Source organism: Streptomyces xinghaiensis S187 (assembly GCF_000220705.2).
GTDB lineage: Bacteria > Actinomycetota > Actinomycetes > Streptomycetales > Streptomycetaceae > Streptomyces > Streptomyces xinghaiensis.
In genome coordinates this window covers 2,890,065-2,905,009 of the sequence record NZ_CP023202.1, presented here as the reverse complement: position 1 = coordinate 2,905,009, position 14,945 = coordinate 2,890,065, and the positions used below count along the sequence as shown (strand labels likewise).

The window sequence follows — 14,945 nt, the reverse complement described above, 5'->3', positions numbered from 1 at the left end:
CGGCCCGTGCCGCCGCGAGGCGGAACCCCGGCGGCACGGGCCGGACGGCCTATGCCGCCGGGCCGGACGGGGGCGGTAGCGTCCGGGTATGCCCGTGCTGTGGTGGATCGTCCTGTCGGGCCTGGCCATGAGCGGTCTGGCCCTGTCGGGGGCGGTGGCGCTGCTGCTGCCCGAACGGCTCTTCGAGCGAGTGGTGCTGCCGCTGGTCGGCCTGGCGGCGGGCGCACTCCTCGGCGGCGCGCTGTTCCACATGCTCCCCGGGGCGGTGCGCGTGCTCGGCAACGGGTTGGGCGTCTACGCGTGGGTCGCGGCGGGCCTGTTCTTCTTCCTGGTGCTGGAGCAGTTCCTGCACTGGCACCACTGCCACCGGCCGCCGGGGGCGCACCGGGTCCCCCGGGGCCGGCCGCTCGGCCCGCTGATCCTCGTCGCCGACGGGCTGCACAACTTCATCGGCGGCCTGGCGGTGGGCGGCGCGTTCGTCGTCGACGTCCGGCTCGGTGTGGCGACCTGGCTCGCCGCGGCCGCGCACGAAGTGCCCCAGGAACTCGGCGACTTCGGCGTGCTGGTGCACAGCGGGTGGAGCTCCCGCCGGGCGCTGGCCTTCAATCTGGCCTCGGGGCTCACCTTTCCGCTCGGCGGGCTGATCGCCTACGGCCTGGCCGGGCAGGTCGACGTGGCGGTGCTGGTGCCCTTCGCCGCCGGCAACTTCGTCTACATCGCCCTGGCCGACCTGCTGCCCGAGATCACCACCTCGCCGGTACCGCGCGAGAAGGTGCTCCACACGGCGAGTTTCGCGGTGGGGCTGGGAACGCTGCTGGCCCTCGCCCTGCTGATCTCCTGACCGGGGCCGCCGGCCGGTCCGGTGAGGCACGGGCGTGGGGAGACGGGGCGGCACGGGGCGGGGCGCGGGTGCCCGTACCCCGTTCGGCGTCCTTCCGCTGGTCGGCGCGGGTGCCCCTTGCGAGGCTCGATCCGGTGGGCTCGTGGGCGGTCCGGGCCCGCCGCCGGACCGCCCCGCCCCCCACACCCCCGGAGGACCCCTGATGGACATGCCGATCATCAATGACTGCGCGGCCACCTCCTGCGCGTACAACCGGGAGAGCACCTGCCACGCGCTCGCCATCACCGTGGGCGATCCCGGCCACGCGCACTGCGACACGTATATCGACTCCGGCGCCAGGGGCGGCGACATGTCGTCCACCGGCCGGGTCGGTGCCTGCAAGATGTCCGAATGCCGGCACAACGACCAGCTGGAGTGCCGGGCACCGGGCATCACCGTCGGTTTCCAGCAGAACGCGGCCGACTGCCTCACCTACGCGCCCGCGTAGCCGGCGTCCGGTCCCGGTGACGTGATGACGGTGGCCGGACCGGGTGCGCCGGGAGCGGCCGGACCGGCCCGCGGACCTGGACACTGGGGGACATGAGAACTGCGTACAGCGTGGAAACCGTACGGGCAGCCGAGCGCGCGCTGATGGCGCGCCTTCCGGAGGGGGCGCTCATGCAGCGCGCGGCCGCCGGACTCGCGGCCGCGTGCGCCGGACTGCTGGGCCCCGGACGGGTGTACGGAGCGCGGATCGCGCTGCTGGTGGGGAGCGGTGACAACGGCGGTGACACCCTCTACGCCGGGGCCCGGCTGGCCCGGCGCGGGGCCGGTGTCACCGCCGTTCTGCTCTCCGCGGACCGCACCCATGCCGGTGGTCTCGCCGCCCTGCGCGCGGCGGGCGGCCGGGCGGTGCCGGCGGCCGGGGAACCGGCGGAGACGGAGGGGGCGGGCGAGACGGCGGACGCCCGGGCCGCGGGGACGGGGTCCGCGGATGCCGGGGCCGGAGGCGGCCGCAGGGCCGGCGGGAGGGCCGGCGAGAGAACTGACCGGAGGGGAACCGGTACCGCCGGCCGGCCGGCCGGCCGTGCCGCCCTGGCGGCTGTACGCCGGGCGGATCTCGTCCTCGACGGGATCGTCGGCATCGGAGGGCACGGCGGACTCCGCCCCGCCGCGGCCGAACTGGCGCTCGCCGCACGGGAGTCCGGGGCGGCGATCGTGGCGGTGGACCTCCCCAGCGGCATGGAGGCCGACACCGGCGAGATCACGGGAACGGCCGTACGGGCCGACGCGACGGTCACCTTCGGCACCTACAAGCCCGGCCTGCTGATCGACCCCGGGGCCGGGCACACGGGCGCGCTGCGGCTGGTGGACATCGGCCTGGCCCCGTACCTGCCGGACGTCCCCGAACTGGAGGCGCCGCAGCACGCCGACGTGGCCGCGCTGCTGCCCGTACCGACCGGCGAGAGCGACAAGTACCGGCGCGGAGTCACCGGCGTGGTGGCGGGCTCGGCGCGCTACCCGGGCGCCGCGGTGCTCGCCGTGGCGGGCGCCCTGCGCGGCGGGGCGGGCGCCGTGCGGTACGTCGGCCCGGCCGGGGACGCGGTGATCGCCCGCTTCCCCGAGACCCTGGTGCACGGGGGACCGCCCGCGAAGGCGGGCCGCGTCCAGTCCTGGGCCGTCGGCCCCGGCATCGGGGACGGGCCGGAGGCGCGCCGGGCGGTGAAGGACGTCCTGGCCTCGGACGTGCCGGTGCTGGTGGACGCGGACGGGCTGCGCCTGCTGGACCGCAAGCAGGTGCGGCGCCGGACGGCGCCGACGCTGCTGACCCCGCACGCGGGCGAGGCGGCCGCGCTGCTGGGCGCGGCCCGTGAGGAGGTCGAGGCGTCGCGGCTGTCCTCGGCGCGGCGGCTGGCGGCGGAGTTCGGCGCGACCGTGCTGCTCAAGGGTTCGACGACGCTGGTCGCCGCCGCCGACGGGCCGGTACGGGCCAACCCGACGGGCACCGGCTGGCTGGCCACGGCGGGCACCGGCGACGTGCTGTCCGGGCTGACGGCCTCGCTGCTGGCGGCGGGCCTGGAACCCCGTGACGCGGCCTCGGCGGGCGCGTATCTGCACGGACTGGCGGGCCGCTTGGCGGCGGGGCGCACGGGGGCGCCCGTGGGGGCGTCCGATGTGGCGGCGGCACTGGTGACGGCCTGGCGCGATGTCGCCTCGGCCACTGCTTAGCCCTCGTCACCGGCTCGCCGTCCGCCTCCGGCTCGTCCGGCCGACCCGGTGGGACCCGTCCGCCCATGGCCTCTCACCGGTGGGAGCCGGAGGACCGGGCGGCGTGATCGCGTCCGGCACCGGGCACCGGGCACCGGGCGGCACCGGCAGCCGCCGCCCGGCGTCCCGTGATCCGGGTGAAAGTCCTGGGGCAACCGGGTGGGGCGCCGGGGGTGGCGGTGTGCCGCCCGGCGGCCGGCGGGATGGTCCTTCCGTTCCGATCATCCGATGGATCGGCCGCGCGCCGGTGAGCCGCCGGATCGCGGCGGCCGCCGTGGAGAGGTACGGGGAGCCGGTATGGGTCCTGCGGCGAGAAGGTACGGGCGCTGGGCGGCCGCGGCGGCGGTCCTGCTGCCGGTGGCGGGCTGCGGCGCCGTGGTGGCGGAGCAGGGACGGCCGTCACCGGCCGTGAACGGCAGCCCCCGGCACGGACAGCAGCACGCACGCGCCGACGACGGTGCGCCGCCCCATGACCCCGGAGCCTCTTCGGCCGCCCCGGCCTCCCGGGGCCCCTCGGCCGGTCCGTCCGCCTCGCCCGGCCCCGGCGCCGGCCCCTGCACCGCTCCGGCCGGCCCGTACCAGCGCAGGGTGGAGGAGTTCCTGGGACTGCCCGCGGACGGCCGGCAGTCGGAGGCGGACTGCCGCGCCATCAGCGCCTGGCAGCGGCGCGAGAAGCTGCGCCCGGCCGTCCCCGGCTACGCGGGCGTGAAGACCCGGAGCCACCTCCGCGTCGTCGAGGCACGCCGGGACCCGAACGCCGGCGGCCGGTGCCCGGAGACCAGGGACCGCATCGCCTGCGTCGACCTGCCGCGCCAGCTGATGTGGGTGCAGCAGGGGAGGAAGGTGCTGCTCGGGCCGGTGCCGATCCGCAGCGGCAAGGACGGGCGCCCGACCCGTACCGGCTGGAACCGGATCTCCTGGCGGAACGAGAAGCACGTCTCGACGATCTACAAGACGCCGATGCCGTACGCCCAGTTCTTCAACGGCGGGCAGGCGTTCCACGGGGTGCGCGACGACGTCTACGACCCGGACGGCGGTTCGCACGGCTGTGTGAATCTCACCGGGGCCGACGCGAAGCGGCTGTGGGAGACGCTGCGGGTGGGGGACCGCGTCTACATCTGGGGCCGCCGCGCCGGGACCTGAGCCCGGCGGCCCGCCCGTGAGCCCGCCGGCCCCGGGCCCGCGCCCGCCGCTCCCTCGGCGGGGACGTCCCGCCGGGCCGGTGAGACACTGAACCCGATGAACGAAGAGATGCGGGCCCGTGCCGAGATCGATCTCGGCGCCCTCCGGGCCAATGTCCGGGCGCTGCGGGCCCGCGCACCCCGCTCCGAACTGATGGCCGTCGTCAAGTCCGACGCGTACGGCCACGGCGCGCTGCCCTGCGCCCGCGCCGCCCGGCAGGCCGGCGCGAGCTGGCTGGCCACCGCCACGCCGCAGGAGGCGCTGGCCCTGCGCGCGGCGGGCGACACGGGCCGGCTGCTGTGCTGGCTGTGGACCCCCGGCGGGCCCTGGCGCCAGGCGATCGAGGCGGACGTCGACGTCTCGGCAAGTGCCCTGTGGGCCCTCCGCGAGGCCGCGGACGCCGCCCGCGCCTGCGGCCGCACCGCCCGGATCCATCTCAAGGCGGACACCGGCCTGGGGCGGGGCGGCTGCCAGCCGCACGACTGGGACGCGCTCACCGCCGCCGCGCGGGCCGCCGAGGCCGAGGGCGTGCTGAAGGTGACCGGCGTCTGGTCGCACTTCGCCTGCGCCGACGAGCCGGGCCACCCGTCGATCGCCGCGCAGCTGGAGTCCTTCCGGGCGGCCCTGGCCGCCGCGGAGCGCGCCGGGCTGCGGCCGGAGGTGCGCCACATGGCCAACTCCCCGGCGACGCTGACGCTCCCCGAGGCGCACTTCGACCTGGTGCGGCCCGGGATCTCCGTCTACGGGATCTCGCCGAGCCCGGAGGTCGGCCAGCCGGGTGACTTCGGTCTCCGCCCGGCCATGACGCTCTCCGCGCGGCTGGCGAACGTCAAGCGGGTCCCGGGCGGGCACGGCGTGAGCTACGGCCACCACTACGTGACCGCCGGGGAGACGACCCTCGCCCTGGTGCCCGTCGGCTACGCGGACGGCGTTCCGCGGCACGCGTCGGGCACCGGCCCGGTCCTGGTCGGCGGCAAGTGGCGGACCGTCGCGGGGCGGGTCGCCATGGACCAGTTCGTCGTCGACCTGGGCGGCGACACCGCCGAGGCGGGCGACGAGGCCGTGCTGTTCGGCCCGGGCGACGCCGGCGAGCCGACCGCCCAGGACTGGGCGCAGGCCGCCGGGACGATCGCGTACGAGATCGTCACCCGGATCGGGGCGAGGGTGCCCCGGGTGTATGTGAACGCGGACGGCGGATAGGGGCCGCGGGGGCGCGGGCCTCGGCGACCCGGTGGCCCCGGGCCCCTGTGCCCCCGGTGGCCGCCCGCCTCCCGCCCGTCCCGGAGACGCCGCGGGCTCCGTGCGGCTGCCGGCGCGCCCGCCGGTCCGGCCCCCGGCGCCGGGGGCCAGGAGGCCGGGGGGGCCGGATCACCGGCACCGGGAACGGGGAACGGGCCCCGCGGTGTTGTCCGTACAGGACCCCGGGACCCGTGGGACTTCTGAGACACACCTCCCGCGCGGCCCGGGGAACGCGATCGGTACACGGGGAGGCTCCCCCGCCCGGTGGCCGAACCCGTATCGTCGCTGCCCGGAACGGACCGCCGGTCCGCCGCCCCGCGCGGCGGACCGCGCCCCCGGAACCCGTGGGGGAGCGCCGGGGAGGGGTGCCGGGCATCGGCCAGCCCCGATCCGGGGCATACGGCCGCTGTGGCGGGCGAGGCGGTGCAGAGGCGGACGGCGGACGACGGCCGGGAAGCGGCCGGCCGCCGGGCGAGGGACGGACGACGAGGAGCGGCACGACGATGGCTGAGATCACTGCCGGTGAGCCGGCAGCCGGTGCGGTACTGGACGCCGCGGCGTCCGCCGTGGCCGCGGGCGGTCATGCCGCTCACGGCGGGCACCGGCGCCGCGTCGGCCTGGCGGGCACGGCGCTCGGCGTCGTCGCCGCGACCGCCGCGGCCGGTGTCGCGATCGAACGGCTGACCGTCCACCGCGGAATGCGCCGCAAGGCCCGGCTCGCCCTCGACACCGCCGGCCCGTACGGCGCGCTGCGCGGCACCCCCGGCGAGGCCGTGGCGGACGACGGCACGGTGCTCCGCTACGAGGTCCACGAGGCGGAGCCCGAGCCGGCGGCCCACCGCCGCCGCAGGCTCTTCGGGCGCCGCGGGCCCGGCCCGCTCACCGTGGTGTTCTGCCACGGCTACTGCCTGAACCAGGACTCCTTCCACTTCCAGCGCGCGGCGATGAACGGTGTGGTCCGCACGGTCCACTGGGACCAGCGCAGCCACGGCCGTTCCCAGCGCGGCATGGCGCAGGCGGACGGCGTCCCGGTGACGATCGACCAGCTCGGGCGCGACCTGCGGGCCGTGCTCGACGCCGCCGTGCCGCAGGGCCCGGTGGTGCTCGTCGGCCACTCGATGGGCGGCATGACGCTGATGGCGCTGGCCGCCCACTACCCGGAGTACGTGCGGGAGCGGGTCGCGGGCGTCGCGTTCATCGGCACGTCGGCGGGCGGGCTCGGGGAGGTCAACTTCGGGCTGCCGGTGGCCGGGGTGAACGCGGTGCGGCGGATGCTGCCCGGGGTGCTCCGGGTGCTGGGCTCGCGGGTGGACCTGGTGGAGCGGAGCCGGCGGGCGACCGCCGACCTCTTCACGGGGATCGTCAAGCGGTACTCCTTCGGCTCGCGGCACGTGGACCCGGCGGTGGCCCGTTTCGCCGAACGGATGATCGAGTCGACGCCGATCGACGTGGTCGCGGAGTTCTTTCCGGCCTTCCACGAGCACGACAAGGCGGACGCGCTGGCCGTCTTCGCGGGCCTGCCCGTCCTGGTGCTGAGCGGCGACCGGGATCTGGTCACCCCCGCCTCGCACAGTCAGGCGATCGCCGAAGCGCTGCCGGACGCCGAACTGGTGCTCGTCCCGGACGCGGGTCATCTGGTGATGCTGGAGCACCCGGAGACGGTGAACGACCGGCTGGCCGAGCTGATCACCCGCGCCGCCGCGGTGCGCGGGGCGCCGCGGAAGCGGCGGCCGCAGCGCCCGGCCCGCAGCCAGTAGCCGGGGCCTTCCGGCCACCGGCACCCGCCTGCCGCCGGGCGGCGTTCCGGCTCCCCGCGGCACGGGCGGCCACCGCGGTGCGTCCGCCCGGCCGTTCCCGGCCGGCGCCCGGCGGTGCGTCACGGCCCCCGCGCGGAAGGCGCACCGCAGGCGTCCCGGCGGCGCCCCGGCCGTGCGGCTCGTACCATCGGCCGCAGTGCCCCTCCCGGCCCGAAGGGGCGGTTCCCGCCCGGCCCTCCGCCGCCTCGGGCACCGGAGGAAGCTGGACGCCTCCCTCCCGTGCGAAGGCGGGACGGGACCACGCAAGGAGAGAGATGGAAGCCCCGTACGACACGAGCCGCGCCCCGGGCGCGGGTACCGGCGCGGACACCGTCACCCCCGCGGACCCGGCAGCCGCCGCACCCCCGGTCCGGCTGACCGTCCGCACCCCCGACGCGATGCGCGAGCTCGGCCGCCGACTGGCCCGGCTGCTGCGCCCCGGCGATCTCGTCCTCCTCACCGGCCAGCTGGGCGCCGGCAAGACGACGCTCGCGCGCGGTCTGGGGGAGGGCCTGAACGTGCGCGGCGCGGTCACCTCCCCGACCTTCGTCATCGCGCGGGTGCACCCGCCGCTCGGCGCGGGCCCGGCCCTGGTCCATGTGGACGCGTACCGGCTGAGCGGTGGCCTGGACGAGATGGAGGATCTCGATCTGGACGTGTCGCTGCCCGAGTCGGTGGTCGTCGTGGAGTGGGGCGAGGGCCGGATGGAGGAACTGTCGGAGGACCGGCTGCACGTGGTCATCGAGCGCGCGGAGGGCGCCGACGGCCCGGGCCCGGACGAGGCGGCGGCCGGGGACGACGTGCGCGAGGTCTCCGTGACGGGCGTCGGCCACCGCTGGGCGGCCGCCGGTCTGTCGCCCCTCATGGACCTGCCCGGCCGGTCGGACGGATCGGATGGATCGGATGGATCGGACGGGGCGGACGGGTCGGGCGGCCGCGGCTGAACGGACGGGACGGACGGGACGCACGGGGCTGCCCGGGCGGGCCGGGGAGCCGGAGGGGCATCCGGCGCGGGCGTCCGGGGAAACTCCGGGGGCACGTTCCGACATCGTGTCGGCAAGATGTTGCGCCGACGGCGCCGGGCGTGGTCCCATGGGAGAGGAGTGTGGTTAGGTGAACCTAACCCATCCTCCGAACGTTTTTACCGGAGCTCCCCGGGAGGCACCATGCAGCGCCATGAGCCCGCCGCCGACGCGGCGGCACCGGGCACCCGTCCCGAGGGCCGGCCGCCGTCGGTGAGCCGCCTGCTCGCCGCCTGCGCGGCGGCCGCGGCCGTCTCCACCCCGCCGAAGGGCCCGGAGGAGAGCCGTGCCGGGAACGCCGGCGGTGCCCGGGACGGCCGCCCCGGTACCCCGGGCGCGGCCACCGTGCGTCAAGCCGCCTGACGCGGATTCCGCCCTCGCTCTGATCTTCGGAAGCGGGCCGGAAGCGAACCGGGAACGGGACGCCCGCCGACTCCGCGCGGCCGTGCGGGCGCCGGGGAACCACCCGCGCCGCGCAGCCCACGGCGGGGCGAACCGGGCCGGAAGAAACCCCCGGGCCGCCTCCGGACAAGGGGCTCAGGGAACCACGACGACCTTCGTCCCGACGGGCGCGAACTTCCACATCGCCTCGCCGTCCTCGCGCGTGGCCCGTATCCCGCCGGTCTTCCCCGCGTCCGGGTCCGGCTTGGAGCCGTCCACCGCGGCGCTGAACCCGATGACCACGCCCTCGGTGGCCGTGAACACCACCGAGTGCTCGATCGGCACGCCGTCCGACCCGGCGACGCTCTCCGCGCGCGACACCACCGCGTACTCGCCCGGTGCCGGGCTCACGGCGCTGGGCCAGACCTCGTACGTCCGGGTGGGCTGCTCGTTCTCGCCGACCAGCCACACCCGCTCGGCGCCCAGCGAGTAGACGACGCGCAACCCGGTGCCGGAGTCCGCGGGCACGGCCGGTTCCTCGTCCGCCGTCTCCCCGCTCTCCGGTCCGGCGTCCTCGCTGCTGCCGGGCTCGGGCGAGGCCGAGGCGGCGGCGCGGTCCTTGGGGGCGGCCGGCCGGTCGGAGGCGCTGGCGGCAGCCTGGTAGGCCAGGAATCCGACCGCGGCGAGAGCCACCGCGGTCAGCCCGGCCACGATCTTCCCCGAGCTGCTCACTGCCACCCCTGCGACCACCTTTTCGTACCGTCGTACGTGCGTGGGCCCGACGTTAGCACCGCCGGAACCGTTCCTAATCAGCGAGCAGGAGTGAGTCTTGGACCCATGCCTGGTCAGCTGGCGCATCCCGAACGGTTGTGGATGCGCTGGTCACCCGCGTTCGCGCCGCGTCCGGCGACACGGATCGTGTCCGTGGTCCGGGGATGCGGGGGCGGGTTTCCTCACGCCCGCGGGTGCCGTGTCCGGCCTGGGCGGTCCGATGCCCCACACGATCTCTCTGGTCGTGTGGGGGCGGTGCCGTCCGTCGCCGGACGCGGTGCCCGAGAGCGCGTCGCCCGATCGCGACGCCGGCGGCGTCGTGGCGGGTGGTCTTGCGGTTCTTGCTGCTGAGGGGTTTCTGCCAGTGCTCGGCGCCCCAGCGGGAGGTGTAGGCGGGGTCGACGACGACGATGGTGATGCCGAGGCCGGCGGCCATGGACACGAGCCGTGCCCGCAGTTTGGCGACGGGCATACCGGAGATCAGCTTGCGGAACCGCTTCTTGCGGCCGTGCTTCTCCCGCGTCTTGTCCGCGCCGAAGTCCAGGTCCTCGATCGCGATGGAGACGCCTTCGCGCCGTGCCCAGTGAAGGAGGCGGGTGAGGGCGTGCCTGACCTGGGCGTCCCGGTAGGTGGCCGGCCCGTCGAGATCGTAGAGGAATCGGCGGGGCTCACCCGTCGGGTTGCCGTGCTCGTCCAGACGCCACGCTGCGAAGTGGTCGGCGTTGGTGTCCACACCGATGAGCCCGTTCGCTCTGGCTGCGGTCAGGGGAACGGTCTGGGCCGGCGGGATCGTCCACGACGCGGTGAGGTACCAGCGGTTCCGGTCCGCGTCCAGGTGGATGCGGTAGGCGACAGCACGGTTCGCCGTCACGCGGTCGGCCCACTCTTCGCCGCGGTGCCGGAAGGTGATCCGGCCGTCGAGCACATACCGGCCGTGCGGGGCGTTGGCCAGGTGCGCCAGCGGAGCCGGAAGCCTGATGCTGACCTCGCCGTCGGAGCTGACGCGGATGGTCTCGTTCCCGAAACGCTTCCCCGACTCCCCGTCTGCCTGGAGGAACCAGCGTCCGGCATCCCAGCGCCTGCGCCACTTGTACTCGGTCAGCTGGGCGGCTTGCAGATCGTGCCGGTTGCGGGCCAGTCGCTTCCCGCCCCGCGCCACGTGCACGACACCGGCCTCACGATCGGACCGCTCGCGCTCCAGCCGGTCTTCCAGCACGTGTAGGCGCCGGGTCTTGTGGAACCACTCCTGCTTCGTGCGGTAGCCGCCCGGCGCCCGCTTCGTGCCCTTCTCCCCGACCGGCTGGGACAGGCGGTGCGCGATCGTGCGCACCCCGGCCTCAAGGCCGTGGATGTGGGCGAGCTGGGCACGGCGCGCCAGGCTCCACTGTTCGTGGGAGGCCTTCGTGATACTCCCGGCCCAGCGCGAGGACGACTCCCGGGTCAGGGCCCGCTTACGCTCCGCCCACTGGTCGCTGTCGTGATCGGTACCCGCCCGGCAACGGGTCTTGAGGTCGACGGAAGCCAGCGAACCAAGGTGTGCGCCCACCAGGGGCAGCACCTCACGATCCCGCTGGGACATGGCGCCTCGATTGTGCGCAGTGCGGAGTCAGCCATGCTCGGCGGCCTCCAAAGTCTTGCGGGCCCGGTTCTTCGCCGACCGGCGACCGTAGCGGCGAGCGCAGAACGAGGTCAGCACCTCCACCATGTCGCGCACCAGATCGTCTTCGACCTCGCCGTCATCAAGTACCACGAGGCGGCGCCCGTGCGCGGACAAGGCGGCTTCGACAAGTTCGGTGTTCATCCGGCCCAGCCGATCCTTGTGCTCGACCACCACCGTGGTCACGTCCGGATCGGCCGGCAGCCGCTTGACCTTGGGGCGGGCACCGTTCATACCGGATGCGATCTCCGCCTCCACCACCCGGTGGCCGGCCTGCGCCGCCCACCGGGACAGCCGGGCGACCTGCCGTTCCAGGTCAGTCTTCTGATCATGGGAGGAGACACGGGCATACAGGCCCAGCCCGCCGATCGCCTCCAGCGCGGCATTGACCCCCACGTTCACGAGGATCGTGCGCGGGCCGACCCTCCCCCGGACTCCGTCCGGGAGGTGCCCCCATCCGCCGGTACCGGCAGCGTCCCCTCACGGAACCAGCGATACGCGGCATGCGGATGCACGCCCTGCGCCTTCGCCCATTCCGTGAGATTCATGCTCTGACAACGACACTCACTCACACATGGTTACGCACACTCACTCGACCTTAAAGACAAGCAGTTGAAGACCCCGCCCCGCGCCCGTGCCGGAGCCCTGCCCGGATCCGTGCCCGGGCACGCCCCCGCTTCCGCTGCCGGACGGGAGACCGGGGCCCGCGGCCCGGGCGGGGCGGGCCACGGGCCGGGCCGTGGTCCGCGCGGAGCGCCGTAGGCTGTACCCGTGCTGCTGCTCGCTCTTGACACCGCGACCCCCGCCGTCACCGTCGCCCTCCACGACGGTGAGCGCGTCCTCGCCGAGGCGTCCCGCGTCGACGCCCGGCGCCACGGTGAGCTGCTGATGCCCGCCGTGGACCGGGTGCTCGGAGAGGCCGGGGTGAAGCTGCTCTCGGTGACCGGCATCGTCGTCGGGGCCGGGCCCGGCCCGTACACCGGACTGCGCGTCGGCCTGGTCACGGCGGCCGCCTTCGGCGCCGCGACCGGCGCCCCGGTGTACGGACTGTGCACCCTCGACGGCATCGCGTACGCCGCCGGGCGGGCCGGGCTCGACGGCCCGTTCACCGTGGCCACGGACGCCCGCCGCAAAGAGGTCTACTGGGCCCGCTACGCCGACGCCCGCACCCGGCTCACCGCCCCTGCCGTGGACCGCCCCGCCGAGATCGCGGAGCGGGTCGCGGACGGGCCGGCGGTCGGCGCGGGCGCGCTGCTCTACCGGGACGTCTTCCGCGACGTGCCGGAGGGGATGCCGGAACACCAGTCGGCGGGCGCGCTGGCCGCTCTCGCCGCCGAACGGCTCGCGGCCGGGGACCCGGAGTTCCTGGCGAGCGCCGGGGAGCCGGTCCGGCCGCTCTATCTGCGCCGCCCGGACGCCCAGGTGCCGGCCAACTACAAGGTGGTCACGCCACGGTGACCGGCGCGCCGACACCCGGAGCCAGCGGCGGGACGGCGGCCGGCGGGGCGGGGGGCGCTGCGCCCGGTGTGCGCACCGGCGCGCACGCCCCGGCGTCCGCCCCCGTGCCCGCCGCCCCCGTACCCGCCGTCGTCCTGCGCGAGATGCGCTGGTGGGACATCCCGGCGGTGCTGGACCTGGAGCGCGAGATGTTCCCGGAGGACGCCTGGACGGAGGGCATGTTCTGGTCGGAACTCGCGCATGCCCGCGGCAGGGACGCCTCCCGCCGCTACCTCGTCGCCGAGGAGACCGGCCCCGGCGGGGAGCCCGGCGGGAGCGCCGGGCCCGGCGGAACCGGGAAGCCCGGGAGCGCCGCGCCGCCGGTCGCCGCCCCGGCGGCCACCGGCCGGATCGTCGGCTACGGCGGCCTCGCGGCCTCCGGCGGCACGGGTGACGTGCAGACGATCGCCGTCACCCGCACCCACTGGGGCACCGGCCTCGGCGCCCGCCTGCTGACCGAACTGCTCGCGGCCGCCTCGGCGTTCGCGTGCGAGGAGGTGCTGCTGGAGGTCCGCGTCGACAACACCCGCGCCCAGCGCCTCTACGAGCGCTTCGGCTTCCGGCCCCTCGGCATCCGCCGCGGCTACTACCAGCCGGGCAACGTGGACGCCCTGGTCATGCGCCGCGCGGCGCCGGCCCCCGCCGCTCCGGACGCCCCGGCCCCCGGCCGCGCACCCGGGTCCGTATCCGGGACGGCACCCGAACCCCCATCCGAGCCCGAACACGAGCCCGAACCCACCGCCGGCCGCACCGGCCACGCCACCACCGCCGGCACCCGCCACACCCCGGCGGCGGACCCAGACGAACAGGGAACGACCATCCATGGCTGACGAGCCCCTTGTCCTCGGTATCGAGACCTCCTGCGACGAGACCGGCGTCGGCATCGTCCGCGGCCACACCCTCCTCGCCGACGCCGTCGCCTCCAGCGTCGACGAGCACGCCCGCTTCGGCGGGGTCGTGCCGGAGGTCGCCAGCCGCGCCCACCTGGAGGCGATGGTCCCGACGATCCAGCGCGCCCTGAAGGAGGCCGGGGTCGCGCCCGGCGACCTCGACGGCATCGCCGTCACGGCCGGGCCCGGCCTGGCGGGTGCCCTGCTGGTCGGCGTCTCGGCGGCCAAGGCCTACGCGTACGCCCTCGGCAAGCCCCTGTACGGCGTCAACCACCTCGCCTCGCACATCGCCGTCGACCAGCTGGAGCACGGACCGCTGCCCGAGCCGACGATGGCCCTTCTCGTCTCCGGCGGCCACTCCTCCCTGCTGCTCGCCCCGGACATCACCAGTGACGTCCGGCCGCTGGGCTCGACCATCGACGACGCGGCCGGCGAGGCGTTCGACAAGGTCGCCCGGGTCCTGAACCTCGGCTTCCCCGGCGGCCCCGTCATCGACCGGATGGCGCGCGACGGAGACCCGGACGCCATCGCCTTCCCGCGCGGCCTGACCGGCCCCCGCGACGCCGCCTACGACTTCTCCTTCTCCGGGCTCAAGACGGCCGTGGCCCGCTGGATCGAGGCCAAGCGGAACGCGGGCGAGGAGGTGCCCGTGGCGGATGTGTCGGCGTCCTTCCAGGAGGCGGTCGCCGACGTCCTGACCCGCAAGGCCGTCCGCGCCTGCCGTGACAACGGCGTGGACCATCTCATGATCGGCGGCGGTGTCGCGGCCAACTCCCGGCTGCGCGCCCTGGCGGAGCGCCGCTGCGAGGACGCGGGCATCACGCTGCGCGTACCGCGGCCGAAGCTCTGCACGGACAACGGCGCGATGGTCGCCGCGCTGGGCGCCGAGATGGTGGCCCGGGGCCGGTCGGTCTCGGCCTGGGACCTGTCCGCGGACTCGTCCCTCCCGGTCACGGAACCGCACGTCCCGGGCGGGGAGCCCGCGGAGGCGGAGCACGGCCGCGGAGACACGCCCGCGCACGCGCACACCCACTCGCACTCGCACACCCACTCTCACGATCACGTCCACGAGCTGAGCAAGGGGAATCTGTACTGATGACCGTGGCCCTGATGTGGGAGGCCCGCGCCGCCGAGGGGCGCGCCGCGGAGCTGCTGGCCTGGGTGCGCGAGCAGCGGCTCGACGGCGAGCGGGCGCCGCTGCGCCGTGAGACCTTCGCCGCGTCCGGCGACCGGGTGCTGGTGATCACCTGGTGGGACGCCCCGCTGGACGCCGATGTCCCCGAACTCGCCGATCCCAGCCCGGAGTTGGCGGCCCGCCCGGTGCACCGCTGGCGCTTCGAATCCCTCGGCACGGGCTGACCGGCGCGCGGACGCCGGGCGCGGGGCGGGGCTCCCGCGCCCCGGCCCGTCCGGGTTCCGGGC

Annotated in this window: 13 protein-coding genes and 2 pseudogenes; 12 read left to right on the top strand and 3 right to left on the bottom strand. The window is 75.8% G+C overall.

Annotated features, from left to right (window positions below):
* Positions 1-88 precede the first annotated feature (88 nt).
* From SXIN_RS12285 to SXIN_RS12250, 8 genes are all read left to right on the top strand, one after another.
* Positions 89-841 (top strand): ZIP family metal transporter, encoded by a 753-nt coding sequence (locus tag SXIN_RS12285; RefSeq protein ID WP_019707860.1) that lies wholly within the window; start codon positions 89-91, stop codon positions 839-841.
* A gap of 202 nt (positions 842-1,043) precedes the next feature.
* Positions 1,044-1,328, top strand: coding sequence for a DUF1540 domain-containing protein (locus SXIN_RS12280; RefSeq protein WP_019707861.1), 285 nt, complete (start codon positions 1,044-1,046; stop codon positions 1,326-1,328).
* A 92-nt stretch (positions 1,329-1,420) separates the two neighbouring features.
* Positions 1,421-3,049, top strand: a complete 1,629-nt coding sequence (locus SXIN_RS12275) for an NAD(P)H-hydrate dehydratase (protein ID WP_095756990.1) — start codon at positions 1,421-1,423, stop codon at positions 3,047-3,049.
* Between the two features lie 336 nt (positions 3,050-3,385).
* The gene (locus SXIN_RS12270; protein ID WP_019707862.1) at positions 3,386-4,231 is read left to right on the top strand and encodes a L,D-transpeptidase; all 846 of its coding nucleotides are present in this window, start codon (positions 3,386-3,388) and stop codon (positions 4,229-4,231) included.
* Between the two features lie 96 nt (positions 4,232-4,327).
* The gene (alr, locus tag SXIN_RS12265; RefSeq protein ID WP_095756989.1) at positions 4,328-5,470 is read left to right on the top strand and encodes an alanine racemase; all 1,143 of its coding nucleotides are present in this window, start codon (positions 4,328-4,330) and stop codon (positions 5,468-5,470) included.
* Between the two features lie 542 nt (positions 5,471-6,012).
* Positions 6,013-7,266 carry an alpha/beta hydrolase gene (locus SXIN_RS12260; RefSeq protein WP_095758019.1) on the top strand — a complete coding sequence of 418 codons (1,254 nt, stop codon included), beginning with the start codon at positions 6,013-6,015 and terminating at the stop codon, positions 7,264-7,266.
* Between the two features lie 314 nt (positions 7,267-7,580).
* Complete coding sequence (gene tsaE, locus SXIN_RS12255; protein WP_095756988.1) at positions 7,581-8,249, top strand: tRNA (adenosine(37)-N6)-threonylcarbamoyltransferase complex ATPase subunit type 1 TsaE; 669 nt, start codon at positions 7,581-7,583, stop codon at positions 8,247-8,249.
* Between the two features lie 222 nt (positions 8,250-8,471).
* The gene (locus SXIN_RS12250; RefSeq protein ID WP_095756987.1) at positions 8,472-8,690 is read left to right on the top strand and encodes a hypothetical protein; all 219 of its coding nucleotides are present in this window, start codon (positions 8,472-8,474) and stop codon (positions 8,688-8,690) included.
* A 174-nt stretch (positions 8,691-8,864) separates the two neighbouring features.
* On the opposite strand, the gene SXIN_RS12245 is transcribed toward SXIN_RS12250, so the two are convergent.
* The 3 genes and pseudogenes from SXIN_RS12245 to SXIN_RS12235 all read right to left on the bottom strand — a co-directional run bounded on the left by SXIN_RS12245 (position 8,865) and on the right by SXIN_RS12235 (position 11,684).
* On the bottom strand, positions 8,865-9,446 hold the full coding sequence (locus tag SXIN_RS12245; protein WP_039817793.1) for a L,D-transpeptidase: 582 nt from the start codon (positions 9,444-9,446) through the stop codon (positions 8,865-8,867).
* Between the two features lie 67 nt (positions 9,447-9,513).
* Positions 9,514-11,058: a transposase gene (locus SXIN_RS12240; protein WP_238153745.1), complete on the bottom strand. Its 1,545-nt coding sequence runs from the start codon at positions 11,056-11,058 to the stop codon at positions 9,514-9,516.
* Between the two features lie 27 nt (positions 11,059-11,085).
* Positions 11,086-11,684 (bottom strand): annotated as a pseudogene (locus SXIN_RS12235) (IS607 family transposase).
* Positions 11,685-11,907: 223 nt separating this feature from the next.
* On the opposite strand from SXIN_RS12235, the gene tsaB reads away from it, so the two are divergent.
* From tsaB to SXIN_RS12215, 4 genes and pseudogenes are all read left to right on the top strand, one after another.
* A complete protein-coding gene (gene tsaB / locus SXIN_RS12230; protein WP_095756986.1) occupies positions 11,908-12,594 on the top strand; it encodes a tRNA (adenosine(37)-N6)-threonylcarbamoyltransferase complex dimerization subunit type 1 TsaB in 687 nt (228 codons plus the stop codon).
* A 143-nt stretch (positions 12,595-12,737) separates the two neighbouring features.
* Positions 12,738-13,328 (top strand): annotated as a pseudogene (locus tag SXIN_RS12225) (GNAT family N-acetyltransferase); the annotation flags it as partial.
* A 127-nt stretch (positions 13,329-13,455) separates the two neighbouring features.
* Entirely contained in the window at positions 13,456-14,619 is a 1,164-nt protein-coding gene (tsaD, locus tag SXIN_RS12220) for a tRNA (adenosine(37)-N6)-threonylcarbamoyltransferase complex transferase subunit TsaD (RefSeq protein ID WP_019710513.1), read from the top strand.
* Complete coding sequence (locus SXIN_RS12215) at positions 14,619-14,882, top strand: hypothetical protein (RefSeq protein WP_019710512.1); 264 nt, start codon at positions 14,619-14,621, stop codon at positions 14,880-14,882. Before tsaD ends, SXIN_RS12215 begins: the two co-directional genes overlap by 1 nt.
* The last annotated feature ends 63 nt before the right edge of the window (positions 14,883-14,945 follow it).

Coding starts and splice junctions, on each gene's coding strand:
- SXIN_RS12285 (WP_019707860.1), top strand. CDS start 89: ATGCCCGTGCTGTGGTGGATCGTCCTGTCGGGCCTGGCCATGAGCGGT.
- SXIN_RS12280 (WP_019707861.1), top strand. CDS start 1,044: ATGGACATGCCGATCATCAATGACTGCGCGGCCACCTCCTGCGCGTAC.
- SXIN_RS12275 (WP_095756990.1), top strand. CDS start 1,421: ATGAGAACTGCGTACAGCGTGGAAACCGTACGGGCAGCCGAGCGCGCG.
- SXIN_RS12270 (WP_019707862.1), top strand. CDS start 3,386: ATGGGTCCTGCGGCGAGAAGGTACGGGCGCTGGGCGGCCGCGGCGGCG.
- alr (WP_095756989.1), top strand. CDS start 4,328: ATGAACGAAGAGATGCGGGCCCGTGCCGAGATCGATCTCGGCGCCCTC.
- SXIN_RS12260 (WP_095758019.1), top strand. CDS start 6,013: ATGGCTGAGATCACTGCCGGTGAGCCGGCAGCCGGTGCGGTACTGGAC.
- tsaE (WP_095756988.1), top strand. CDS start 7,581: ATGGAAGCCCCGTACGACACGAGCCGCGCCCCGGGCGCGGGTACCGGC.
- SXIN_RS12250 (WP_095756987.1), top strand. CDS start 8,472: ATGCAGCGCCATGAGCCCGCCGCCGACGCGGCGGCACCGGGCACCCGT.
- SXIN_RS12240 (WP_238153745.1), bottom strand. CDS start 11,058: ATGTCCCAGCGGGATCGTGAGGTGCTGCCCCTGGTGGGCGCACACCTT.
- tsaD (WP_019710513.1), top strand. CDS start 13,456: ATGGCTGACGAGCCCCTTGTCCTCGGTATCGAGACCTCCTGCGACGAG.
- SXIN_RS12215 (WP_019710512.1), top strand. CDS start 14,619: ATGACCGTGGCCCTGATGTGGGAGGCCCGCGCCGCCGAGGGGCGCGCC.